Origin of the sequence: Nocardiopsis sp. NPDC006198, assembly GCF_040613895.1 — a bacterium.
GTDB lineage: Bacteria > Actinomycetota > Actinomycetes > Streptosporangiales > Streptosporangiaceae > Nocardiopsis > Nocardiopsis tropica.
Map to the genome: position 1 here is coordinate 65953 of NZ_JBEXSY010000021.1, position 22990 is coordinate 88942.

General features: G+C 73.5%; 26 protein-coding genes and 1 riboswitch. Of the genes, 13 read left to right on the plus strand and 13 right to left on the minus strand.

Translation table 11 applies throughout. From position 1 onward, the window contains the following. The first annotated feature begins 50 nt into the window (after positions 1-50). On the plus strand, positions 51-731 hold the full coding sequence (locus tag ABZ234_RS16555) for a GntR family transcriptional regulator (RefSeq protein WP_355012625.1): 681 nt from the start codon (positions 51-53) through the stop codon (positions 729-731). 138 nt (positions 732-869) lie between these two features. Here the strand turns inward: ABZ234_RS16555 and ABZ234_RS16560 are convergent, their stop codons facing one another. After that, on the minus strand, positions 870-1340 hold the full coding sequence (locus ABZ234_RS16560) for a nitroreductase/quinone reductase family protein (protein ID WP_355012626.1): 471 nt from the start codon (positions 1338-1340) through the stop codon (positions 870-872). Positions 1341-1430: 90 nt separating this feature from the next. Continuing rightward, positions 1431-2504 carry an alkene reductase gene (locus ABZ234_RS16565; RefSeq protein ID WP_355012627.1) on the minus strand — a complete coding sequence of 358 codons (1074 nt, stop codon included), beginning with the start codon at positions 2502-2504 and terminating at the stop codon, positions 1431-1433. 211 nt (positions 2505-2715) lie between these two features. On the opposite strand from ABZ234_RS16565, the gene ABZ234_RS16570 reads away from it, so the two are divergent. Continuing rightward, positions 2716-3228, plus strand: a complete 513-nt coding sequence (locus ABZ234_RS16570; RefSeq protein WP_355012628.1) for a MarR family winged helix-turn-helix transcriptional regulator — start codon at positions 2716-2718, stop codon at positions 3226-3228. Positions 3229-3293: 65 nt separating this feature from the next. On the opposite strand, the gene ABZ234_RS16575 is transcribed toward ABZ234_RS16570, so the two are convergent. Next, positions 3294-4136, minus strand: a complete 843-nt coding sequence (locus ABZ234_RS16575) for an NAD(P)H-binding protein (protein ID WP_355012629.1) — start codon at positions 4134-4136, stop codon at positions 3294-3296. 82 nt (positions 4137-4218) lie between these two features. Here ABZ234_RS16575 and ABZ234_RS16580 point away from each other — a divergent pair, with 82 nt between their 5' ends. The 4 genes from ABZ234_RS16580 (at position 4219) to ABZ234_RS16595 (ending at position 7134) form a co-directional block, all read left to right on the plus strand. Further along, entirely contained in the window at positions 4219-5226 is a 1008-nt protein-coding gene (locus ABZ234_RS16580) for an AraC family transcriptional regulator (RefSeq protein WP_355012630.1), read from the plus strand. Between the two features lie 220 nt (positions 5227-5446). After that, entirely contained in the window at positions 5447-6109 is a 663-nt protein-coding gene (locus ABZ234_RS16585) for a pentapeptide repeat-containing protein (RefSeq protein ID WP_355012631.1), read from the plus strand. 136 nt (positions 6110-6245) lie between these two features. Beyond that, positions 6246-6659: a spore-associated protein A gene (locus tag ABZ234_RS16590; protein ID WP_267949646.1), complete on the plus strand. Its 414-nt coding sequence runs from the start codon at positions 6246-6248 to the stop codon at positions 6657-6659. A gap of 79 nt (positions 6660-6738) precedes the next feature. Continuing rightward, positions 6739-7134, plus strand: coding sequence for a spore-associated protein A (locus ABZ234_RS16595; protein WP_355012632.1), 396 nt, complete (start codon positions 6739-6741; stop codon positions 7132-7134). Positions 7135-7211: 77 nt separating this feature from the next. On the opposite strand, the gene ABZ234_RS16600 is transcribed toward ABZ234_RS16595, so the two are convergent. After that, positions 7212-8327 (minus strand): serine hydrolase domain-containing protein, encoded by a 1116-nt coding sequence (locus ABZ234_RS16600; RefSeq protein WP_355012633.1) that lies wholly within the window; start codon positions 8325-8327, stop codon positions 7212-7214. 46 nt (positions 8328-8373) lie between these two features. After that, complete coding sequence (locus tag ABZ234_RS16605) at positions 8374-9039, minus strand: DUF4097 family beta strand repeat-containing protein (protein WP_355012634.1); 666 nt, start codon at positions 9037-9039, stop codon at positions 8374-8376. Between the two features lie 269 nt (positions 9040-9308). Here ABZ234_RS16605 and ABZ234_RS16610 point away from each other — a divergent pair, with 269 nt between their 5' ends. Further along, a complete protein-coding gene (locus ABZ234_RS16610; protein ID WP_355012635.1) occupies positions 9309-10241 on the plus strand; it encodes an ABC transporter ATP-binding protein in 933 nt (310 codons plus the stop codon). A gap of 31 nt (positions 10242-10272) precedes the next feature. Then, positions 10273-11073 carry an ABC transporter permease gene (locus ABZ234_RS16615; protein ID WP_355012636.1) on the plus strand — a complete coding sequence of 267 codons (801 nt, stop codon included), beginning with the start codon at positions 10273-10275 and terminating at the stop codon, positions 11071-11073. Between the two features lie 203 nt (positions 11074-11276). Here the strand turns inward: ABZ234_RS16615 and ABZ234_RS16620 are convergent, their stop codons facing one another. Both ABZ234_RS16620 and ABZ234_RS16625 read right to left on the minus strand, forming a co-directional pair. Then, positions 11277-12752 (minus strand): DUF6297 family protein, encoded by a 1476-nt coding sequence (locus ABZ234_RS16620; RefSeq protein WP_355012637.1) that lies wholly within the window; start codon positions 12750-12752, stop codon positions 11277-11279. After that, complete coding sequence (locus tag ABZ234_RS16625) at positions 12749-13366, minus strand: ABC transporter ATP-binding protein (protein ID WP_355012638.1); 618 nt, start codon at positions 13364-13366, stop codon at positions 12749-12751. The genes ABZ234_RS16620 and ABZ234_RS16625 overlap by 4 nt, the downstream gene beginning before the upstream one ends. Before the next feature lie 196 nt (positions 13367-13562). Here ABZ234_RS16625 and ABZ234_RS16630 point away from each other — a divergent pair, with 196 nt between their 5' ends. Beyond that, positions 13563-14624, plus strand: coding sequence for a hypothetical protein (locus tag ABZ234_RS16630; protein ID WP_355012639.1), 1062 nt, complete (start codon positions 13563-13565; stop codon positions 14622-14624). 108 nt (positions 14625-14732) lie between these two features. Here ABZ234_RS16630 and ABZ234_RS16635 read toward each other — a convergent pair whose 3' ends face one another. Continuing rightward, a complete protein-coding gene (locus ABZ234_RS16635) occupies positions 14733-15704 on the minus strand; it encodes an NAD(P)-dependent alcohol dehydrogenase (protein ID WP_355012678.1) in 972 nt (323 codons plus the stop codon). A 163-nt stretch (positions 15705-15867) separates the two neighbouring features. Here ABZ234_RS16635 and ABZ234_RS16640 point away from each other — a divergent pair, with 163 nt between their 5' ends. Next, entirely contained in the window at positions 15868-16467 is a 600-nt protein-coding gene (locus ABZ234_RS16640) for a helix-turn-helix domain-containing protein (protein ID WP_355012640.1), read from the plus strand. Between the two features lie 171 nt (positions 16468-16638). On the opposite strand, the gene ABZ234_RS16645 is transcribed toward ABZ234_RS16640, so the two are convergent. Together ABZ234_RS16645 and ABZ234_RS16650 are read right to left on the minus strand one after the other, a co-directional pair. Further along, complete coding sequence (locus ABZ234_RS16645; protein WP_355012641.1) at positions 16639-16977, minus strand: multidrug efflux SMR transporter; 339 nt, start codon at positions 16975-16977, stop codon at positions 16639-16641. Between the two features lies 1 nt (position 16978). After that, a complete protein-coding gene (locus ABZ234_RS16650; protein ID WP_267949634.1) occupies positions 16979-17293 on the minus strand; it encodes a multidrug efflux SMR transporter in 315 nt (104 codons plus the stop codon). A gap of 12 nt (positions 17294-17305) precedes the next feature. Next, positions 17306-17372: riboswitch (guanidine-III (ykkC-III) riboswitch) on the minus strand. A gap of 289 nt (positions 17373-17661) precedes the next feature. On the opposite strand from ABZ234_RS16650, the gene ABZ234_RS16655 reads away from it, so the two are divergent. The 3 genes from ABZ234_RS16655 to ABZ234_RS16665 all read left to right on the plus strand — a co-directional run bounded on the left by ABZ234_RS16655 (position 17662) and on the right by ABZ234_RS16665 (position 19636). Then, entirely contained in the window at positions 17662-17874 is a 213-nt protein-coding gene (locus ABZ234_RS16655; protein WP_267949633.1) for a hypothetical protein, read from the plus strand. A gap of 329 nt (positions 17875-18203) precedes the next feature. Further along, positions 18204-18557, plus strand: a complete 354-nt coding sequence (locus ABZ234_RS16660) for a hypothetical protein (RefSeq protein WP_355012642.1) — start codon at positions 18204-18206, stop codon at positions 18555-18557. An 86-nt stretch (positions 18558-18643) separates the two neighbouring features. Beyond that, positions 18644-19636 (plus strand): serine hydrolase domain-containing protein, encoded by a 993-nt coding sequence (locus ABZ234_RS16665; protein ID WP_355012643.1) that lies wholly within the window; start codon positions 18644-18646, stop codon positions 19634-19636. Positions 19637-19729: 93 nt separating this feature from the next. Here ABZ234_RS16665 and ABZ234_RS16670 read toward each other — a convergent pair whose 3' ends face one another. The 3 genes from ABZ234_RS16670 to ABZ234_RS16680 form a co-directional block, all read right to left on the minus strand. Then, positions 19730-20209, minus strand: coding sequence for a hypothetical protein (locus tag ABZ234_RS16670; RefSeq protein WP_355012644.1), 480 nt, complete (start codon positions 20207-20209; stop codon positions 19730-19732). A 553-nt stretch (positions 20210-20762) separates the two neighbouring features. After that, a complete protein-coding gene (locus ABZ234_RS16675) occupies positions 20763-21962 on the minus strand; it encodes an FAD-dependent monooxygenase (RefSeq protein ID WP_355012645.1) in 1200 nt (399 codons plus the stop codon). Positions 21963-22029: 67 nt separating this feature from the next. Beyond that, positions 22030-22989 carry a hypothetical protein gene (locus ABZ234_RS16680; RefSeq protein ID WP_355012646.1) on the minus strand — a complete coding sequence of 320 codons (960 nt, stop codon included), beginning with the start codon at positions 22987-22989 and terminating at the stop codon, positions 22030-22032. Between the last annotated feature and the right edge of the window lies 1 nt (position 22990).

Consider the following 22990-nt stretch of genomic DNA (forward strand, 5'->3'; position numbering starts at 1 on the left):
CAGAAGTCAGGAGGGGCCGATATCCTGCCTCCTCAGGGAGGACGACGTTCGTGACGACGAAGCCGGTTTTCAGCAAGAGCCAGTACGCCTACGAGGAGATCAAGCAGCGCATCCTCGCCGACGAGCTGCACCCCGGGGCGGCGCTGAGCCAGGAGGGCATCGCGGCCGAACTGGGCGTCTCGACCACGCCCGTGCGCGAGGCGCTCAAGCGCCTGGCCGCCGAGGGGCTCATGACGCTGGAGACGCACCGGGACGCGCGGGTGACGGAGCTGACCTTCGAGGAGGCGCAGAGCCTGTACGAGGTCCGCTCGCACGTCGACCCCCTGGCCGCCGGGTGGGCGGCCCAACGCCGCACCGGCGCCGACGTCGAGGCGATCCGCCGCGCGCTGGACGCCCTGGACCCGCTGACCGGCACGTCCGGCATCCAGGCGCTGAACGCGCACCGCGACTTCCACCGCGCCGTGTACCGCGCCTCCCACAACGAGCCCATGATCGGCATCCTGGACAGCCTGTGGGACAAGGCCGACCGCTACCGCCAGTTCACCCTGCGGCACCGCGCCGGGTCCGCCTCCGAGGACGCGCGCGTGCGCCGCGAGCACCGGGCGCTGGCGGAGGCGGTGATCGACGGCGAGAGCGGGACCGCCGAGGAGGTCATGCGCGGGCACATCGAGCAGAGCCTGGGCCGGCAGGCCATGGAGGCCCTGCGCCCGGGGGCGGCCCCCGCGCGCTGACCGGGCCGGTCGGGTCCGGCCCCGCCGACGTGGCGGCGGAGGCCCCGCGGGCCGAGCGGGCGGGGCGCCCGCCCCGGAGATCCCCGGGAAGGCCCCCGCCGTCGGCAGGGGCCTTCCCGGGGCGGGCCGGGCGGGGACTCAGTCCTCGCCGTGGCCCTTCGGGAGGAGGCGGATGACCGGGATCGTGCGGTCGGTGGCCCGCTCGTACTCCGCGAACCCCGGTGCGGCGGCGGTGATCCTCGCCCAGACGCGGTCGCGTTCGCCCCCGGCGAGCTCCTCGGCGGTGACGGCGAGCTCCTCCCCCGCGACGACCACGCGCACCCGGTCGGGTGCGGCGGCCAGGTTGCGGTACCAGACCGGGTGCCTGGCCGCCCCGGCGGCGGAGGCCACGATCGCGTAGGAGTCCCCGTCCAGGGGGAAGTAGGCCACCGGCGTCTGCCGCTCCTGCCCGCTCTTGCGGCCGACGGTGACCAGGACGAGCGCGTTCATCCCGTCCGGTCCGCTGCCGCCGGCGCGGATGTCGGCGATCACGTCCTCGTTCATCCGCCGCATCTGCTCGGCGGGCGGCAGCTGGGCGCCGCGGGTGCCCTCGGGTGTGTCGAAGCTCAAGGTGACTCCTTCTCGTTGTGGCGTCGCGGCGTCGGCGGGCCGACGTCGCGGGCGTCGCGGGACAGGCGGCCGGACGGCGGCGGGGCGGTCTCAGCCCAGGGCCGGGTAGTCGGTGTAGCCCCGCTCGCCGCCGGAGTAGAAGGTGGCCCGTTCCGGGGCGTTGAAGGGTCCGCCGGCGGCCAGGCGCGCGGGCAGGTCGGGGTTGGCCAGGAACAGGGCTCCGAAGGAGACCAGGTCCGCGGTGCCGTCCGCCACCAGGTCGACCGCGTCCGGGCCGGTCGGGACGCCGGATCCGGTGGCGGGGTTGAGGACGAACGTGTTCGGCCACGCGGCGCGCAGCCGGTCGGTGAGCGCGCGGTCGGCCTGCTCCGCCACGTGCAGGTAGGCCAGGTCCAGCGCGGCCAGTTCGTTCACCAGGGGCAGGTAGGTCGCGGCCAGGTCCGCGTCCTCGGTGATGTCGTTGAACGTGCCGCCGGGCGAGATGCGGATGCCGGTGCGGTGCGGGCCGATCGCCCCGGCCACCGCCCGGGCGACCTCCACGGAGAGCCTGATCCGGTTCCCGACCGATCCGCCCCACCGGTCCGTGCGGAGGTTGGCGTTGACCGACAGGAACTGGTGGAGCAGGTACCCGTTGGCGCCGTGGACCTCGACCCCGTCGAACCCGGCCTCGATCGCGTTGCGCGCCGCGTCGGCGAAGTCCCGGACCGTCCGGTGGACCTCCTCGTCGGTCAGCTCCCGGGGGGTGACGAACTCCGCCGCCCCCCGGTGGGTGTACACCTTCCCCTCGGGCCTGACCGCGGAGGGGCCCACCGGCACCAGGCCGTCGGGCAGCACGCTCGGGTGGCTGATCCGGCCGGTGTGCATCAGCTGGGCGAAGATCACCCCGCCCTCGGCGTGGACCGCGTCGGTCACCGTTCTCCACGCCCGGACCTGTTCGGCCGAGTGCAGTCCTGGGGTGTTGGTGTAGCCCTGGCCCGCCGGGGACGGCTGGGTGCCCTCGGTGACGATGAGGCCCGCGCCCGCGCGCTGGGCGTAGTACTCGGCGGTCAGCGCCGTCGGGATCCGCTCCGGCTCCCGGGCCCGGCTGCGCGTCATGGGGGCCATCGCGATCCGGTTCCTCAGCTTGGTACCGGCCAGGTCGTGGGCCTCGAACGCCGTGGTCATGTCCTTCTCGCCTTCTCCTGACGCAGAGCCGGGGACATCGTGCTCCGCAGAGTTTGTTGTCCGGACAAGTAAAGCATTGCCGAAGGCGGCTTATTCCCATGACCTGCTTCGTCTGAACAGAGAATCTAGAATGAAAGGACAGGGTCGCACCACTGAGTGGCCGGTCAAAGAAACCGCGCCGCGAAGGCCGTGCGTTCGAGAGAGGGACTTCATGTGCAGTACACCCGCAGGGCGCTCCGGTGAGTGCGGGCCCACCCCCCTGCCCGGGGCCACCGAACGACTGGGACCGGTCAGCAACGCGATCGTGCGCGTGGCCCGTCTGCACCGCATGCTCGCGGGCCAACTGCTGCGCCGCGTGGGACTCCACCCGGCCCAGGAACTGGTGCTGATGCAGCTGTGGGAACGCGGTCCCCAGCGCCTGAGCGACCTCGCACGGCTCCTGGGCTCGGAGGCCGCGACCATGACCCGCACCGTCCAGCGGCTCGAACAGGGCGGCTTCGCCAGGCGCACGCCGAGCCCGACCGACGGACGGGTCACCCTCGTGGAGGCCACCACGGCCAGCCTGGCCCTGCGCGCCGAGGTGGAGCGGGTGTGGGAGGACCTGGAGCAGAGCGTGACCCGCGACCTCGGCGGCTCCGAGCGCGAGGGGGTCCTGTCCTCGTTGGAGCGCATGGAGCAGGGTCTGACCGAAGCCGTCGAACGGGCCCGGTCCGCGCAGGGGTGAACCGCCCGGGCGCGGGGGCGCGGCAGCCGCGGCCGTCGCGCGGTCCCGCCCCCGGGCGTTCCGGCTCAGGTGTTCCAGACCCCCTGCGCGGCGGCCTCGCGGGCGTAGTCGGCGAAGTCCCGGGGCGGGCGCCCCAGGACACGCTCCACGTCCCCGGTGACCGACCCCAGCGCCCCGGAGCGGACGTGGGCGTACAGGTCGACGGTCAACCGCACCCATTCCTCGGGCACCCCGTGAGCGCGCTGCTCGGCTGCATAGGACTCGGGGCTCAGCGGGGTGTAGCCGATGTCGCGGCCGGTGGCACGGGCGATGTCGGCGACGGCGTCGGCGAAGGACATCGTCCGCGGACCGCTCAGCTCGTAGGCCCGCCCGGCGTGGCCGTCCCCGGTCAGGGCCTCGACCGCGACGGCGGCGATGTCCTCGGCGTCCACGAACGCCTCCTCGCCGTCCCCGGCGGGCAGGCGCACGTCCCCGGAGAGCACCGGGTCGCGCAGGAAGTCCTCGCTGAAGTTCTGGAAGAACCACCGCGGGCGGAGCACCGTCGTCTCCAGTCCGGCACGGGTCGGCGCCTGCTCGGCCGCCGCCACCTGGTCGGTGTCCGGCCCCGGGGTGTCGGCGTGGGGGAAGGAGACCAGCACCGCGCGCCGCACCCCGGCCGCGGCGGCCCGGTCGGTGAAGGCCGCGAGGTTCTCGGCCTCCTGGACGCCGCCCAGGCCGGGGGCGACCAGGTACACCCCGGCCACCTGTCGTAGCGCGGGTTCCCAGGTGGTGCGGTCGTTCCAGTCCAGGCGCACCGCACTCGACGGCGAGGCCGCGCGCACGGGCACGCCCCGCTCCCGCAGTCGGCGCGCCACGCGACGGCCCGTCTTGCCCGTGGCTCCGGTCACCAGGATCATCTCGTCGTTCATGTCCTCCAGTGAACCGGTCCGCGCATGTGGCGGCCATGGCGAGCGCGCTCCGCCCCATACGCGTTCGTCTACGCTGACCGGCATGGACTCCCAGACGCCGACCGCGACGGACCCCCTGACGGATCTGCTGGACGGCGTGCGGAGCGCGGGCGCCCTCTTCCACCGTTCCCCACTGGAGCGGACCTGGGCGGTGCGCTTCGAGGACTCCTCCCCGCTAGCGCTGGCGGTGCCCCTGCGCGGCTCGGTCTGGATCAGGCCCCTCGACGGGGAACCGGTGCGCCTCGGTCCGCAGGAGGTCGCGGTGCTCAGCGGCGGATCGCCGTACGTGGTCTCCCTCGCCCCGGACACCGAACCGGACGTGGTCGTCCGCCCCGGAGGACGCTGTACCGCCCCGGACGGTCGCGAGCACAGCACCACGCGGGGCCTGAGCACCCTCGGGACACCCGGCCCCCAGGACCCGATACTGGTCAGCGGCCTGTACACGGCCCGTCCCGGTGTGCCCCAGCGGCTGTCGACCGCACTGCCCCCGCTCGCCGTCGTCCCCGCCGGCCGGGGGGCCTGCCCGGTCGGCCCGGCGGCGCTGGAGGAGCTCTCCCACCCCGCGCCGGGGCGCCAGGCCCTGCTGGACCGGATGCTCGACCTGATGCTGATCGCCGCGCTGCGCAGCTGGTTCACCCGCCCCGGGGCCCCCGTCCCCGCCTGGTACCGGGCCCACGGTGACTCGGTCGTCGGCCCGGCCCTGCGGCTGCTGGGCGAGGATCCGGCCCGTCCCTGGACGGTCGGGTCCCTGGCCTCCGAGACGGGCGTGTCGCGCGCGGCCCTGGCCCGCCGCTTCCACGAGCTGGTCGGCACGCCGCCGATGACCTACCTGCGCGAACAGCGGATCGCCCTGGCCGCGGACCTGCTGGACGAACCCGGGGCGACCCTCGGCGCGGTCGCGGGGCGGGTCGGCTTCTCCAGCGCCTTCGCCCTGAGTACCGCGTTCAAGAGGCTGCGGGGCGTCAGCCCGAGCGAGCACCGTGCGCGGGGAACCGCCGCGGAGCGCGCGACCGGCCGCGGCGGTGGCGGGGCCGGCGGGAGCACGCCCTGAGGACCGGCGCCCGCCGTCCGCGTCGGCACGTCCACGACGCGGCGCGGAACCCGGGAGGACCGGCCCTCTCCGCCCGCCCCGGCGCCCGGCCGACCGGGGCGCCGCTCGACGCGGTGGTAGGTTCCACTGGTCAGGAGACCGCGGTGGCGTCGGGTGCGAACCCGCCTCGCGCCCGTGTCCACCCCGCGGCCCGCCAGGGGCCGCCCCAGGAGAGGACCCCGTGTCCGGTCGCCCCGTCCCCACCGAGATCTCGGACCTGCCCTACGCCGAGGACCTGCGCCCCTTCAGCATGGAGCAGCTGCACGACGACCCCCACGAGGCCGTCCACTTCGACGGCGGCGGGTTCGACCGGATCCACCTCACCGGCGCCCGGTTCATCGAGAGCGCCTTCACCTCCGCCCGGTGGAGCGGCGGGAGCCTGCGCCGGTGCAGGTTCACCGACGTGTGGCTGCACACGGTGCGCGTGACGGGCACCGACATCGCGGAGTCCGTCTGGCTCGACAGCAGCATCGTGGACAGCGTGTTCGCCGGGGCCGCCTCCTTCGACTGCGAGGTCCGGCGCGTGGTCTTCTCCTCCTGCAAGCTCGACGGGGTGAACTTCAGGGCCTCGCGCATGGACGACGTGGTGTTCGAGGACTGCGTCCTCACCGACGTGGACTTCGGCGGGGCGTCCCTGTCCCGGGTCTCCTTCCCCGGCTCCAGCCTGCGGAAGGTGCACCTGGCCAGGGCGAAGCTGCGCGAGGTGGACCTGCGCGGGGCGGTCGACCTCGACCTGACGTCGGGCTTCGAGTCCCTGGCCGGCGCGATCGTCACCCGGGGCCAGTTGATCGCGCTCGCCCCCGCCCTCGCCGCGAGCACGGGGATCTCCGTCCGGGACGAGTGAGCGCCTCGGGCCTTCGCGAGAACGGGCCCGTGTCAGTGGACCGAGGATCAAGAAAGTGGTCACTCCCGGCCAAGGACGTTTCCGGGAGAACCCGTCAAGCTTGAGGGACCCAACCACCGAACGAACGGATCCCCCCGTGCGACTGCTCAGGAAAAGCCTCGCCACCGCCACCGCCACCCTCGCGCTCCTGGCCGGCGGCGCGATCGCCGCGGCCCCCGCCTCCGCCGCCGCCTACAACGGCGCCTGCGGAACGGGCTACAACGTCGTCAACTCCGCCCAGGTGCCCAACAACCAGGGCACCCTCTTCCTCACCTACAACAACTCCAACGGCTACAACTGCGCGGTCACCATCCGCAACAACCCGGGCGCCGCACTGCCCATGCTCGTCGGCCTGCGCAGGACCGGCGACGAGAGCTCGGCCAGGTACGACTCGGGCGACTTCACCACCTACGCCGGCCCGGTCTACGTACACGGGAGCGACACCTGCATGGACTGGACGGGCACCATCAACGGCCACCAGGTCACGAGGATCGCCACCAACTGCGGCTGAGGCGCGCGGGCTCCCCGGCCCGGCACGACGACGGCCCGCACCCCCGCGGGGGTGCGGGCCCCGAACGAACGGATCCCCCGTGCGATTGCTCAGGAAAAGCCTGACCACCGCCACCGCCACCCTCGCGCTCCTAGCCGGCGGCGCGATCGCCGCGGCCCCCGCCTCCGCCGCCGCCTACAACGGCGCCTGCGGAACGGGCTACCAGGTGGTCAACTCCCTCCGGATACCCGGCAACCAGGGCACCGTCTACCTCACCTACAACAACTCCAACGGCTACAACTGCGCGGTCACCATTCCCGAGAATCCGGGCGCCGCTGCCGTGGATGTCTGGCTGAACAGGGCCGGGGAGCCGACGCCGGGCCTACCCGATCCGTACCCCGGACCGGTGTACGTGGACGGGCGCGGCTCCTGCCTGGAATGGGGCGGCTCCGTCAACGGCCGCAGGGTCGACTGGCGCGACACCAGCTGCGGCTGAGGCGCGCGGTCGCCCCGGCCCGGCACGACGACGGCCCGACCTGCCCGGTGTGGCCGTGCCCGGGGCCGCGGAGCCGTCTACCGGGCCGGCTCGGCCGCGGCGCCCTCCCCGCTTCCGAACACCTCCCCGACGAGCCTCCGCGTCACCTCCTGGAACTCCCCCGCCAGGGACTGCCCGGCGTCGTCCACGTAGGTCAGCGAAGCGGTCAGGGTCCTGCTGCCGTCGGGCGTGCCGTACATCAGCGCAGCGTAGCCCCCGATGCCTCCGTTGTGGGTGATGACGGTGCCCCCGCCGGGCGCCGTCTCCTGCACGAACACCCCGAGGCCGTAGCCCGCCTTGGGGTGCGGCGCGCACATCTCGGCCAGGAGCGGGGCGGGCAGGAGCCTGCCGCCCAGCAGCGCGGAGAGGAACACGTGGAGGTCCCGGGTGGTGGAGACCATGTCGCCGCCGCTGGAGATCCACGAGGGGTTCTGGCGGGTGACGTCGACCGTCCTCTCCTCGCCGTCCTCCTCGTACCGGTAGTAGGCGTGGGCGTGCGGTTCGGGGAGCTCCGGCCCGGTGGTCGGCACGACGGTCCCCGTCAGCCCGAGGGGGCCCAGGACCGAACGCCGCATCTCCTCGGCGAGCGAGTGGCCGGTGACCTTCTCGACCAGCAGCCTGGCCAGCACGTAGTTGGTGTTGGCGTAGCTCCAGTCCGCGCCCGGCTCGAACCGCGCCGGCCTGGACAGCGACAGCTCCACCAGTTCCTCGGGCCGGTAGGTCCTGAACCGGCTCTCGACCCACTCCCGGCCCGCCCAGGTGATCCCGGGCACGACCGTGCCGTCCTCGTGGTACTCGCCGGTGAAGTTGAAGATCCCGCTGGTGTGCTGCAGCAGCATCCGCACCGTGATCCGCCGGTCCAGCCCGAACCCGGGGAGGTGGTCGGCCACCGGGTCCTCCAGGCCGAGTCTTCCCTCGGCCACCAGCTGCAGCACCACGGTCGCGGTGAAGGTCTTGGTGCTGCTGCCGATCCGGAAGTGCCCGTCGGTCGGCGGCTTCTCCGGTGAGCCCAGCTCGCGGACCCCGGCACTGCCGACCCACTCCCCCCGCTCGTCGTTCACGCGCATCTGGATCCCGACGAAACCGGGTCCGACGACGTCCTGGATGATCTTCTGGAGTTCCGGGCGGTCCTGCTCGGCGGGGGTGGCGGACATGGTGGTGTTCTCCTTCGACTGCTGGTACGGGACGGGGACGGCCGTGCTACAGGCTGCGGGCGGTGATGTCGCCGTGGGCGGTGGTGGCGCGGATGTGCAGGTCGGGGACGCCGTCGTTCCTGAGGGCGTTGTGGATACGGCCGTAGGGGGTGCCGGCGTCCAGGGAGGCCGAGACGCCGGGGGCGGCGCCGATCGAGATGTGTCCGGACTCGGTGCTCAGCTCGACGGTGCCGCGCACGGCCTCGGTGACGGCGATGTCGCCCTTGGAGGTGCTGATCCGGGCGGAGCCTTCGAGACGGGCCAGTGAGACGTCGCCGGCCAGGAGGGTGAGGCGGGCCACGGCGGTGTGGTCGAGTTCGACCGTGGCGCGGGCGGCGTCGAGGGTGACCTCGCCCAGGCGTCCGGTGCTGTGCAGCCGGGCGTCGGCGGCCTTGGCCCGGAGGACCGAGCCGACGGGCAGGTGGACGGTGACCCGCACGGAGCCGGTGTCGCCCAGGATCCGGTTCTCGGCGGGCGCGGTCCGGATGCTCAGGACCCCGTCGGCGAGGCCGACGGCGGTGCGCTCGGCGGCCTTGACGTCGCGGCTCCTGGCGGGGTCGGCGGGCAGGACCTCGACGGTGGTGTCGGCGCGGTCGGCGGCGGTGAGGCTGATGTGGGCGCCGGGGGCGTCCAGGACGGCGGTGACGGGGGCGGGGGTGGTGAACGTGTGCATCGTGCTTGTCCTCCTCGTGCGGCGGATCCTTGCGACCCGCTGTTTCCGATGAAGGAAAAGCTACGTTGCATTCGCATAGTCGGCAACACCTTCGTTGCGAGAAAAGCCTATATCCCCAGGTAGTTTTCGTGAAATCGTTGCTTTGGTTTTGAATCTAACGCAACAAGCCCATGCCATTCGTTGCAATAGATAGGAATTGAACGCTATGGCGCCCCGGTCGGGAGGCGCCGGACTTGCTGCCCTACCTAACGGTAGGTAGAGTGACGCCCATGTTCGAACACACCTCGGTCGCGGTCACCGACCTCAGGAAGTCCTACGGGAAGCGCCCGGTCCTCACCGGCGTCTCCCTCGAGGTCCGGCGGGGCAGCCGCACGGTCGTCCTCGGCCCCAACGGGGCGGGGAAGTCCACGCTGCTGGAGATCGTCTCGACCCTGCGCACGCCGACCTCGGGAACGGTCGTGGTGGAGGGCCGCGACGTCGTGGCCCACACCCGGGAGGCGCGGCGCCTGATCGGGCTGGCGCCCCAGTCCAACGCGCTTGACCCGCTGGCGACGCCCCAGGAGGTGCTCGACTTCCAGGGGGCGGCGCTGGGGCTCGCCGGACGGGTGGCGCGCCGCCGGTCCCGCGAACTGGTGGACATGTTCGGGCTCGGGGACCACCGCCGGACACGTGTCGCGAAGCTGTCCGGCGGCACCCGCCGCAAGATCGACCTCGCCGTCGCCCTGGTCGGTTCGCCCTCGCTCGTCGTGCTCGACGAGCCCACCACCGGCCTCGACCCCCTCGCCCGGATGGACCTGTGGGGCGAGCTCGAGCGCCTGAACTCCGACGGCGGCGCCACGCTCCTGATCTCCACCCAGGACCTCCACGAGGCGGAGGTGCTGGCGAGCGACATCGTCGTCCTCCGGGACGGCGCCGTCGTCGCACACGACTCGCCCGACGCGCTCAAGGCCCTCGTGGGGGAACGCACCCTGACACTGACGCTGGACCCGCCCGGGCCGGCCGACGGCCTGGTCGGGGCCGGCCGCTCGGGGTTCCGGCCCGAGCCCGGCCGACCCGGCACGGTCCGCCTGGCCCTCCCCCGCGACCCCGCCGTGCTCCGCTCGGCCCTCGACGACATCGGCTCCGTCGCGGCCTCGGTCCAGGAGGTGCGGCTGGCGGACCCCTCGCTCGACGACGTGTTCGCGGCCCTGGCCACGGGCTGAGCCAGGACACCCTCTTCCGGAAGGACCCGACATGACCACGACGACCGTGTCCACCAAGACCACCCGCCGCGCCGGCACGTTCTCCGTGACCGCGGCGGCCACCCTGCGCTCGCTGCGCGCCGTGTTCCGCTCGCCGGCCCTGCTGATCGCCCCGATCGCCCAGTCGCTGTTCTTCCTCCTCGTCTACGCGGGACAGCTCGGCAACGTCGGGAGCGGCTATCTGGACGACCGGTCCTTCATCGCGTTCCTCCTCCCGCTGATCCTGTTCACGGGGGTCGCGACCGGCGCCGGAGCCGCCGGGACGATGACCCTGGGCGACATCACGAGCGGCTACCTGGACCGGCTCCGCATGGCCCACGGAACAGCCGCGCCGTTCCTCACCGGAACGCTCGTCGCCACCCTCGTCGCCGTCACCGTGCAGGCCCTCCTCACCACCGGCGGGGCGGTGCTCGTCGGCTACCGCCCCGCCGACGCGGCCGGAACCCTCGGGATGATCGCTCTCCTGCTGGTCCTCGGCGTCGCGGTCGCCCTGTTCGGCATCGCCGTCGCGGTCCGCACCGCGTCGTCGTCGACCACCGGCCTCGTCACGCTGGCCTTCTTCGGGCTGTCGTTCTTCACGGGCGTGTTCGCCCCCGTGGAGGAACTCTCCGGATGGATGCGGGCGATCGCGACGGTCAACCCGCTCACGTACGTCATCGACGCCGCGCGCCAGGTGGAGGCCGGGACCGTCCTCACCGCGGGGCCGCTCGCGGCGGCCGTCCTGGTCGCGCTCGTCGCCGCGGGGTTCGCGGCCTGCGTGCTCGCCCTCGGCCACGCACGGAGGAACCGGTGACCGCCGCGCCCGGTGACCGTCGGCCCCGGGGCCGACGGTCCGGGCTCAGCGGCGGTTCGTCGGGGCCCGCGTCCCGCAGGGCAGGATCCGCGGCGGGCAGGATCCGCTTTCACGACGGACTCCGGGCGAAGAAGCCGTAGACCCTGCTGATCCCGCCGCTCTCCGGCACCGGGACGTGCCCACCGTCGCGGACCGAACGGGGCCTACGCCCGCCCCGGGGCGGCGCAGTAGGCCGCCAGCACCGCCGCGCCCCACACCGCCTGCGCCGCGAGCAGCGGACCGCTCACCCCGGCGGCGACCGCCACGAGCGCGGGCAGGCACCCGAGCACGGCGACGTCGGCCCCGGCCAGCGCCCACACCAGCGGACCGAGCGGCACCGGGCCGAGGGGCGTGTCCACGGCCGGCATCGCGTGCTCGATCGGGCGGCGGCGCGCCATCCGCAGCGCCCCCGCCGCCAGTGCCGGCGCGCACAGCAGTCCGAGGGGCCAGAGGCCGGCGCCGTCTCCCGCGACGTCCAGTCCCGCCAGCGCGAGGGCCAGCCAGGAGCCGCCGAGCAGGGCGGGCAGCACCGCCCGCGCCGCGAGGAGCGCGCGCGGACCCGTGCCCAGCAGCCGCGCGAGCGAGGCGTCCCCGGCGTCCCGGCGCGCCCCGGCGGTCCCCGCCGCGGCGACCGCGAGCGCACCCGCGGCGAGCACGGCCGTCACCGCCGTCGCGCCGCCGCCCGCACGCTCCGCCAGCACGGGCAGGGCGGCCGCGGCCGCCATCAGCGCGAGCCTCCCCGGCCGCCGCGCCAGCCGCCGCCAGTCCAGCCAGGCCACCGCCGCCGCGCCGCGCAGCCGCGACGGCCACGGGCGCGACCTCAGGACCCTCGACCGCCAGTGGGCGTCCTCGGCGACCAGGGTCAGCGAACCCGGGTCCATGACGACGAACGCGCCCGCCGCGAACCCCACCCGCCGCGAGGCCTCCAGCACCGCGCGGGCCGGGATGCGCCCGAGGGCCGCCCAGGCCCGTGCCGTGAGGCCGGCGGCCACCACGGCGGACGCGGTGGCCGCCGCCGTCCACGCCGCCGGGGGCGCCGACGCGATACCGGTGAGCACGCTCTGCCCGGGTCCGGCGCTCATGACCACCGCGGCGGCACCCGCGACCACGAGGACGGCCACCGTCGCGACCAGCCGGCCGTCCCAGGGCTGGAACGCCTGGGCCAGGACGGCCGCCGCCGTCCCGCCCAGCATCCACGAGACGCCCGTGACCAGGGACGCGAACAGCCGCAGCGTCAGCTCGTCGGAGGCCCCGAGGGCGCTCAGCAGCACCAGGCCGAGGATCGCGCCGAACGCGGCGCACAGCGCGGCCAGGACCACCGCCGTGCGGGTCAGCACGCTCCGGCGCGGCAGCGGCGAGAGCAACAGCCACGCCGCGTCCGCGGCCGACACCGCCACGGGCCCGAGCCCGCGCGCGAGGACCAGCACGCCGGCCAGCAGCAGCGCGACCAGGGCCAGGCCCGCGCCCGCCCGCGCCGGGTCGACGCCGGCGGGCACCGCCGACACCGCCCGGCCGACCGCCGGGGCCGCGAGGACCACCAGCAGTCCCAGGGCGAACAGGGTGATGTACCGGTCGGACCAGGTGCGGCGACCGCGGTCCCCGGCCCGTGCGAACGCCCGGACCTGCGCCACCCCGTTCACGCGGCGGCCTCCAGGGCGATGTGCCGGGCGTCCTCGGCGAACCGCGGGTCGTGTGTCACCATGACCACCGTCCCGCCGTCGTCGGCGTAGACGGCGAGCAGCCCCGCGAGCCGTTCCCGGAAGGCCGCGTCGAGCCCGCGCTCCGGCTCGTCCAGCAGCAGCAGCCGGCTGGGGCGCAGCAGCGCCATGGCCAGGGACAGCCGCTGGCGCTGCCCGGTCGACAGCGACGACGGGGCCCGGTCGGCGCAGCCGCCCAGCTCGAACAGGTCCAGGGCCGGCCCCACCTCCAGGCGCCCCGGTCCGTGCACGCCGCGCATCAGCTCCAGGTGCTCCCGCACGGTCAGTCCGGGATACCAGGTGGGCTCGTCGCCGACCAGGGCGACCTCGCGCCAGAAGCCGGGCTCGTCCACGGGCGGCCGGCCCAGCACGCTCACGCTGCCGGAGGCGCGCTGCAGCCCCGCGAGGCAGCGCAGCAGGGTGGTCTTCCCGACGCCGTTGGCGCCGAGCACCGCCACCACCTCCCCGGGCTCGACCGTGAGGTCGACCCCGCTCAGGACCGGGACGCCGCCCAGTTCCACGTCCACACCACGGGCCACGATGATCGGTTCGCTCACCGGCCCAGCCTAGGGTGTGGGGCCGACGCGTCCGGCCGGTGCCCCCGGCCGCCGTCCGCCCCCGCGACAGCGGTCCTCCGGGAGGCGCTCCGCCCCCTGTACCCCGCCGCTCGGCGGTGTTAGCCTCGGGGCAACGACCTACCTGGCCCCCAGGGGAGTCCGCGCCGTTCGGCGTGTTCGATTCCCGGAGGTAGACGTGTTCTCCATCGATGGACCAGGTCGGGCGACGGCGCTGTGGGACATGGTCGACGGGCCGATGCCGCGCGGACTGCTCGGCGTCGGCGACCCGGACCTCCACGTGGTCGACGGTGTCGCGACAATGTTCCTGGGCGGCTTCTCCACGACGTTCCGCAACCGGCTCTACCGGGCCCGTCCGGCCCCCGGCGGGGGCATGGACTCCGCGCGGTGGCTGATCGACGCCGACGCGCGCGGCCGGGCGAGGCCGATCGTCGCGGACCCTCCCCGCGACGGGTGGGACCGCGCGGGGATGCACACGCCCTCGTACGTGCCCGCCGTCGACGGCCGGCCCGCGCGCATCTACTACACCGGTCGCGCGACGGCCAGGCACTACGGCCCCCGGAGCGGCTACGCGATCGGGGTCCTGGAGCAGCGCGGGGGACGGTGGGAGCGCCGCGACGAGCCCGTCCTGCGCGGCAGCGCACCGCGGACGAGCGTGCTCGAACCGCTCGTCGTCCACCACCGGGGCCGCTACGTGATGTGGTTCCAGGCCGACCCGAACGAGATCGGACCGGGCGAGCTGCCCGACTACGAGCTCAGGGTCGCCGAGAGCGCCGACGGGATCGCGTGGTCGGCCCCGCGGGTCTTCGCCGGCCCTGACGAGGGCTTCTTCGACAACGCCGTCCACCGCGTGGGCGACCGCTGGGTCATGGTGCTGGCGAGGGGGGCGAACCTGCACAACACTCCTCGCTTCCCCGACCAGGGCCTCTGGGTCGCCACGGCCCCCGAACCGAGCCCCGTCCGCACCGACTGGACGGCCCCGGTCCGGGTGCTGGACACGGACCGGCCGGGCGTTCCCGCGTGGATGGCGCGCGGCGTCTACGGTCCGGCGCTGCACGCCCTGGAGGGAGCGGACGGCGCCGTGCTGACGTACACGGCCGTCAGGGCCGCTCCGAAGTGGCCCGCCTTCAACCTGCGCCGCCTCCTGCGCGGACGGGCCCCGGTCGTGCCCTCCCCCTTCTACCTCGCGGTGGGGCGGTCGCGGTTGTCCGGCCCGTTCCCGGACGCGGCCGGGCGCTGACACCGCCGTCGACCCGCCCGCCCCGGAGCGGGTCCGGGGCGGGGCGTCGCCCCGGGAGGCACGGCGCGGGCGGTCCCGGGCGGGCCCCGCCCGTCCGGGACCGTCCGGTCAGCCCTGCGGGCCGGGGTCCTCGCCCATCGTCACCACGACCTTGCCGCGCAGCCCGCCCTTCTCCACCCTCCGGTGGGCCTCGCGCACCCTCTCCACCGGGAACACCTCGTCCACCACGGGCACGAGCCGGCCCGACTCGACGTACCGGACGAGTTCGGTCAGGTCCTCGCGTGAGGGGTTGTTGCTGAAGGGCAGGACCCTGCGGCGGTCCACGGCGGCGGACCAGAGGGTGTCGGCGGTCGACCTCAGGGGGCGCCGGGGGTCGATGGCCAGCGGGAGGTAGCGGCCCCCCGGGGCGCGCAGCCTCCGGTAGGCGCCCGGCTCGGAGCCCACCACGTCGAGGACGACGTCGAACCGGCCCAGGTCCGCGGGCCCGGTCTCACGGTGGTCGAACACCTCGTGGGCGCCCAGGTCGCGGACCCAGTCGAGGTTGCGCCGCCCGGCCAGACCGGTGACGTGCGCCCCCAGGGCCCGGCCGACCTGCACCGCCGTGCTGCCGACCCCGCCGGAGGCACCGCGCACCAGCAGCCGCTCCCCCTCGCGCAGGCGCGCCTTCTCCACCAGGGCGGTCAGGACCGTGGTCCCCGAGGCCGGGAGCGCCGCCGCCCCGGCCGGGTCGAGGCCGGCCGGGGCCGCCACGACCCTCTCCTGCGGGACCGCGACGAAGTCGGCCGTGCTCCCGAACCCCATGTGCGGCAGGATTCCCAGCACCTCCTCCCCCACCCGCGCGGGGTCGACCCCGGGCCCCACGCCCGACACCCTGCCCGAGAAGTCGACGCCGAGGCCGCGGGGCATGCGCGAACCCATGACCCGGCGGAGGCTGCCCGCGCGGATCTCGGTCTCCCCTCCGCCCACGCTCGCGGCGTGGACCCGCACGAGCACCTCCCCCGGCCCCGGGACGGGGACGGGCACACGGTCGATCGTCAGGACGTCGGGCGGACCGAACCGCTCGTAGCGGACAGCGCGCATGGTGTTCACGGTGAACCTCTCCTCGTTGACGGGAATGGCCGACAGCGCACCGCGGTTCCCCGCTACGAATGCCGGGGGCGGTGCGCGGCCTGTGCCGACTCCCCGACCAACGCACCGGGGCCGCGCCGTGATGGCCCCGGGGACACAAGTGAGAGACGGGGACATGGGGACTTCTCGGATCGGCGCACCGGCGGCGGCCACGGACCCGGACCGCCCGGCGCTCCCGCCGATGCGGCGCGACGCCGAGGACAACCGCCGACGCATCCTGCGGGCCGCCCACGAGTGCTTCCGCGAGCGCGGCCTGGACCTGCCGATGGCGGCCGTCGCTCGACGCTCCGGGGTGGGCACGGCCACGCTCTACCGGCGTTTTCCCACCAAGGACGCCCTGGTGATGGAGCTCTTCGCGGACTCGGCCGCACAGTACGAGAAGGTGTTCGACGCGGCCCTGGCCCATGCCGACCCCTGGCGCGGCATGGAGTACGCGCTGCGGCGCTGCTGCATCCTCCAGGTGGAGGGCCGTGTGTGCTCACCGGAGTTCGCGGCCCGGTTCCCCTCCCACGCCGAACGGCACGCCCGCGAGGGCCGGGAGAAGCTGGCGGCGGTCCTGGACCGCGCCCGGGGGGCCGGGGTCGTGCGGGCCGGGATCACCGCCGACGACGTGGAGATGCTGTTCGAGGCGGTCGGCGGTCTGGCCGCGTCCGCCGAACCCCACCGCCGCGCGCAGCGGCTGGTCAGCCACCTCCTGGCCTCCTTCGCCGCCTGAGGCGCCCTGCGGGCCGCCGGTCCGCGCCCGGACGGCGCGGGGCGCGGCTCCCCGGCCGGCGCGGGGCGGCGACCGGGGCCGGGCCGCGACGGGCCTTCCGAACGCGACGAGGCCCCCGGCGCGACGTCGTGTCGCGCCGGGGGCCTCCGATGTGTGCCGCGGCCCCGGAGGCTACTCGGGGGCCGGTGCGGACTTCTCCGGCACCAGCTTGAGGCCGACGACCGCGGCGATGATCCCGGCGAGGAAGACGACCTTGAGCGCCGAGACGCTCTCGCCGCCGGTGAACATCGCGTAGAACACGGTCAGCGCGGCGCCGAGGCCGACCCAGACCGCGTAGGCGGTGCCGATGGGGATGTGCTTGGCCGCCCAGCCCAGGCCGGCCATGCTGATCGCCAGTGCCACGAGGAACACGACGGTCGGGCCGGGTTCGCTGAACCCCTCGGACATGCCCAGGGCGGTGGCCCACACGGCCTCGAACACCGCGCTGATGAGCAGGATGATCCACGGCATGTCAGCTCACCGCCTTGAGACCGATGATCGAACCGATGAGCAGCACCAGGAGCAGGGACTTGCCCCAGGTGGCGCGGTCCTTGCCGGTGAGGAACCCCCACAGGACGGTGAGCGTGGCGCCGATGCCCACCCAGACGGCGTAGGCGGTGCCGGTCGGCAGCGAGGTCATGGCCCAGGCCAGACCCGCCATGCTCGCGACCAGGGCGACGGCGAACAGGAGTGTGGGGCGCCATCGGGAGAAACCCTTCGACGCGCCCAGGGCGGTGGCCCAGACGGCCTCCAGGACCCCGGAGACGACGAGAACGAACCATGCCATGGACAAGCCCCTTTCGAGGCCGTCTTGTCGTGGCGCGGGTACGGCTCCCTCGTCCGCTGACCCGAGGAGCGGGTCTCGGCCCCAACGTACAACATCGTCCCAGGCCGGTGCCGTGAGGGTCGTCACGACACGTCTCCCCGGGGACGGGTGGGGAGGTCCCGTGCACCGGGTCCGGTTCGGGCCCTCCGCCCCGTCGGGCGCTCGGCGACCGCCGCCGACCTGGCCACCAGGTCGGGGGCGACTCGTGGCCCTTGGTGGCGATATGCCGCGGCCGTCTTCGCGTCTCAGCAGCTCACAGGGTTTTCAGGCCCGAGAGCGGGGGATCCCTGTGGCGTAGGCACCCCGCTCGACACGCTCAGAGGAAACCGATGCGCATCCTCTTCGCCGCCCTCGCCCTGACCGCCGCCGCCCTCACAGCGTCGGCCGCCCCCGCGGCGGCCGCACCGCCACCGCCCCCCGGGGCCGAGTACATCACGGAGGAGATGTGCAGGAAGGGCGGAGGCGTCGTCAAGGAGAGCGAGGACTCCCCCAGCGGCCTGATCTGCGAGGGAGGCCGCTTCGACGGCTTCTTCGTCCACTGACCGGACCCCCGCGCCCCCCTCGGGGCCCCGCGCACCCCCGCGCGGGGCCCCACCCCTGTGCGCCGGGACCCGTACCGGGCCGGGCACGTCCCCGGGCGGACCGGGCGGGAGCGATCAGTCCCACTGCCACATAGGCGGTGAGTCGGCGTTCCGTCCTCCGACCGTTCGTTCTCGTGTTCAGCAGACGTGGCACGGCTCCCGCAGAGGCGGAGACGGAGCGGCCCGGAGTGCCTGTCCGTGGCATGGCGACTTTTTCACCAGGCGCGAGAAGTCGTCCGGAGGTCGGCATCCACACCCACGTGTCCACAAGGCCTCAGGACCTAGCTCGGGTGCTGCTGGTACCGGTCGACCGTGGCCTTCGCCGTCGAGGCGTCCTGAAAGATCAGTTCCCACGGTCCGGTGTTGACATCGAAGTCCTTGCCGAAGCCGACCCAGGGCTCGCGGCCATGGGTGCCGACGTACACGCGACCGGACAGGAACTCATAATTCGCGGCCCCGGGCGTCTACGTGGCGCTACTGTGCGGGGCGACGACATCCGGGCCGCTGCCGCGCTGGTTCTCGCAGCTCTTGCTGCTCGGGGCACGACAGAATTCCACCGGGTCGAGCATCTCAGGCGCGGTTACGAGGACCTGCCGGGCCTGTTGCGCAAGCTCGGCGCCGACATCACCGAGGAGGAACAGTGACCCACGGGTCCGAGGCAGTGGCGCCCGGGGCGGAAGCGCCCCATGCGGAAGCCCATGAGAAGTGGGTTCCGTCGACGGCCTCCGCGATGAGAGCGGCACTGGATCGCATGGTCGCCGACCGCCAGACCCCGGGCGGCGTGGTCGCGGCGGGAACTGTCGGGGGCGCCGTCACCGAGTACGCCGCGACGGGCACGACAGGGGTCGGGGGTTCCGTGGTGCCCGGGCCGACGACGTTCTATGACGTGGCCAGCCTGACGAAGGTCGTCGCGACCTGGCCCTTGGTCGGCCGAGCGGTGGCCCACGGGCTCCTCGGCCTGGAGGCGCCGTTGTCCGACCACATCCGGACGCCGATCCCCGGGCCGGGCGCGGCGGTGACGGTCCGGCAGATTCTCACCCACACCTCGGGGCTCATGCCCGCGACCCGACTGGACCGGTACACGGGCGACAGCCGGGACCTGGCCGAGATGATCCTGTCCGAACCCCTCGTCACCCCGGGCGAACACCGCTACATCAACCGCGGCTTCATCCTGCTCGGCCTGCTGCTGGCCAGAGTGCACGGAAAGTCCCTCCGCGCCCTGGTCGACGACTTCGGTGGTGACCTCGGATCGAGCGGTTTCCGCTATGGGCCGTTCCTCGCGGACGACCGCGTGGCGCCGACCGAGCGACGCCTCGTGGGCGGCTACCCGCTGCACGGGGTGGTCCACGACGAGAACGCGGCCGCGCTCGGCGGCGTCGCCGGGCACGCCGGAGTGTTCGCCCATGCCCAGGGGCTGGCCGAGCTGGCACACCACTTCCTGAGCGCGCAACAGGGCCGGGGTCCGTTGACGGCCATCGGTGCCTATGTCGGGGAGTCCTGGAAACCGGCTGTCCGGGTGGACGCGACCAACAGCCGCGGGCTGGCCTGGCTGATCACCGACACCGGCCTCGTCCACCACCGGGGATTCACCGGAACCGGGATGTACCTCGACCCCGCCACCGGGCGGTATCTGGTGGTGCTCACCAACGCGATCGCCTACGGGAGGGAACGGTGCGGGCTCGCCGAACTGCACGCCCTGGCACTCGCGCAGTTCGACGACTAGCCACGGTGGGCGACCGAAGTCGGAACCGTGGCACTTGTTCGGTGTCCCGGGTCCATCCCCGCGTGCGCGGGGAGCAGGGTTCCGGTCAGAGCACTAGAACGGCCATGTCCTCAGCAGGAGAAGCGGGAAGGGGGCCGCCAGTGCGAGAAGGGGGAAGAAGGCCGCACGCGAGGCCCCCTCGAAGCTGAGCCGCAAGAACATCCGGTGCAGGAGAAAACCGAAGGCGAATCCCACCACGGACACCGCCGTGTTCAGGGCAGTGAACCCCTCGGTGAAAACGAGGGAGAACGGCAGGGCGAAGTAGAAGAGACCGGCCACGGAGGCGGAGGTCGCCTTGGTCGCCCTGAATTCCCGCGAGCCACCCCTGGGCACTCTCCTCCTGACCTCGACAGCGAACGCGACAAGACTCGGGAGAGTCGTTATCAGGAGCAGCACGACATAGCTCGCCAATAATACGGTGAACGCCGTCGAGGGGCGCACGTCGGAGGATATGCTCCAAGGAAACAGGAGCAGCAGGCAGGCGTGAAGGCCGCCCCCGCCCAGGACCCTGCCCCCTATGCCGACGACAGTCATGCCTTCCCCCTGAACCAGGAACCCACCGTTGGGCACAGCTCCGGTTCGTGCGTGCGGCCGCACCGAGCACTGCACCTCCGAACATCGGCATCGACATCGGCCGAAATGAAAGAACAACAAGCCACCGGGAGAGCGACACCGAGAGGTTTTTTCTTTTTCCAACGGATCCGAGCGAAGACTTCTCGTAAAATTACTATCCCCTTCGGCAAGCGTCAAGAGGACAGGAATCCATGGCCCACAGCACAACCGTCCGAAGGGGGACAGCGACTCCGGAAAACCGCAGGCCAGGGGCAGCCAGTTTTTCGAGAACCTCCTCCTCCCGCGTAAAAGTATTGGACTTCACATAAATGGTCTTCGCGGGCACGGAGAGAAACCGCATTCGCACAGGTCAGCAGGTTTCCGCGCCCGGTGGAAGACGAAGCCACCACTGTGTCTGCCCCCTCGCGGAACGGGGCGACGGCATCCGGTCCGCTGCCGCACTGCCGGAGGCAGCGCGGCAGCGCCCGTGCCGCGCGAAGGCCTGACCGGGGCCGACGCCGTCGTGGACCACGGTCTACACCGAGGCGCCGCTGTCGGTGAGGGCGGCGGTACGGTCCTTCTCCAGCTTTCGTCGACGCCACGCGCCGCCGAACCGCAGGATGAACGAGCGAAGCGCCTCGGCGACCCGGCCGGAGGGGACGAACATCTGCTGCTTGATCCGCGCGGTGCGCTGGTGGATCCGGATCGAGGGGCGCAACCCCGACTCCCAGGCGGTCAGTGCGGCACGCAGGTCGGCCGGCTTGTCCCGCAGGGCCCTGCCGAGCGCGTCACCGCCGCGCAGGGCACTGGTCGCGCCCATGCCCGAGTACAGGTTCAGGCACCAGGCCGCGTCGCCCACCAACACGGTCCGGCCCTTGCTCCATCGGGACATCTTGACCTGGTGCACCGAGTCGAAAAGGAACTCCGGAGCCCGTTCGAGCCCGTCCAGGAGGTGCCGCACGACCGGGTCGTCCATTCCGGAGAAGACCGCTCGCAGTCGCTCGATCCGATCCCCGGTGAACTGCTCGGCGATGTCAGCGGTGCGGTAGGTCAGCAGCGCGGTGGGGGCCCGGTCGGCCAACCCGAACACCCAGGCCGCACGCCCTGCGCGGGCACTGATGACGCTGTCCTGCGCACCATAGGACGGCACCTGCTCGTCGAGCTGGAAGGCGCAGATCATCGCGTCCCAGTTCGTCATGTACTCCTCGTGCGGACCGAAGACCATGCGACGCACGCCGGAGCGCATCCCGTCGGCGCCCACCACCAGGTCGAAGCGCTCACGGTACTCGTGGCCGGTTCCGATGTCCTTGAGCACCACCTCGACGTCGTCGGCGCCGTCGTCGATCTCGGCGGGCGTCGTGGCGAACCGCACCTCGACAGGCTCACCGCCGGCCCCGGCGATGCTCTGCCAGAGCGCGACCTCGATGTCGCCGCGGACCACCGCGGCGGGCCGGCCGGGCTGGTGCAGGAATCCCAGCCCCGGTGCCGACCTCCCGTCACGGTCCAGCTCCCACGCCCTGCCGGCGTCGGGAGGGTTGCGGATGTGCAGGTCCTCGCTGATGCCCAGGTCGACGGCCGCCTGCCTGCCGTCGGGCAGCAGTCCGATGAAGTACCCGCCCCGCCGTCGTTCGGGCGCCCGTTCGACGATCACCGGGGTCCATCCGGCCGCGCGCAACCCGATCGCCGCGGACATGCCCGCGATCCCGAGTCCCACGACCAGTGCTCGCTTCCGCATGGTGCTCTCCTTCGCCTTGCCGAGTCGAAATTGCCCGGAGCCATCGGATGCGTGGCTCCGAGGTCGGTCAGTTCGGGACGACGACGGCGCGGGTCCGCCCGTGGTGTGCCCAGGCTTCGCCGACCCGGTCGAGCGGGTAGGCGGTGTAGGGAGCCTGGAAGGTCTCGTCGGCGAAGTGCGCCATGACCGCGGGGGCCTCTGCGAGCAGCTCGGCCTTGGAGACCGAACCGATGCCGCTGCCCGTGACCCGGATACGGCGGCTGCGCAGCAGCGCGGCGGGCACGGCGGCCCGCGCCCCGGCGAGCGAGCCGATCTGCACGTACGCCACCTCGGGGGCGTCCTCGCCCATGCCGCCCCGGGCCAGTGCGGCGAAGGCCGCTTCGGCGACCGTGCCCCAGAGGAAGTCGAGCACGAGCGTGGGCGGGGCCTGGTCGACTGCCGTGGCCAGAGCGGCGGCCAGGGCGTCGGGGCCGTCGTGGTCGAGCGAGACCGGCAGAGCACCCAGTCCCTGCAGTCGCTCCAGCGCCTCCGGGTCCCGACCGGCGGCCACCACCCGGTCTGCGCCGAGTGCCAGTGCGGCCCGCACCGCCAGGGCGCCTGACATGCCGGTCGCCCCCAGCACCAGCACGGTGCCGAGCCGGCCCACTTCCCTGCGCCGGGCGGTCAGAACCATCCAGCCGGACATGCCCGGGTTCATGCCGGCAGCCACGGCGAGGGGGTCGGCCCCGGCAGGCAGCTCCAGCTCGAACGGCGTGACCATCCGCTCGGCCATCGTGCCCCACGGCGCACGGGCGAAGCCCGTGTAGACCAGGCTCCCGCCGGCGGTACGGGCCACTGCGTCCACACCGGGCACCAGCGGGTAGGCGTGGCCGCTGCCGTAGTGCTGACCGGATGCCAGCCCGCGCACGACATGGTGCAGGCCCGCTCCGACCAGGTGGAGCGGCTCATGCCCCGGCTTCGGCTCGGGGTCGGGGAACTCGGCGCACACGGGCGACGCCCCGGGGCCGTTGACGACTGCAGCGCGCATC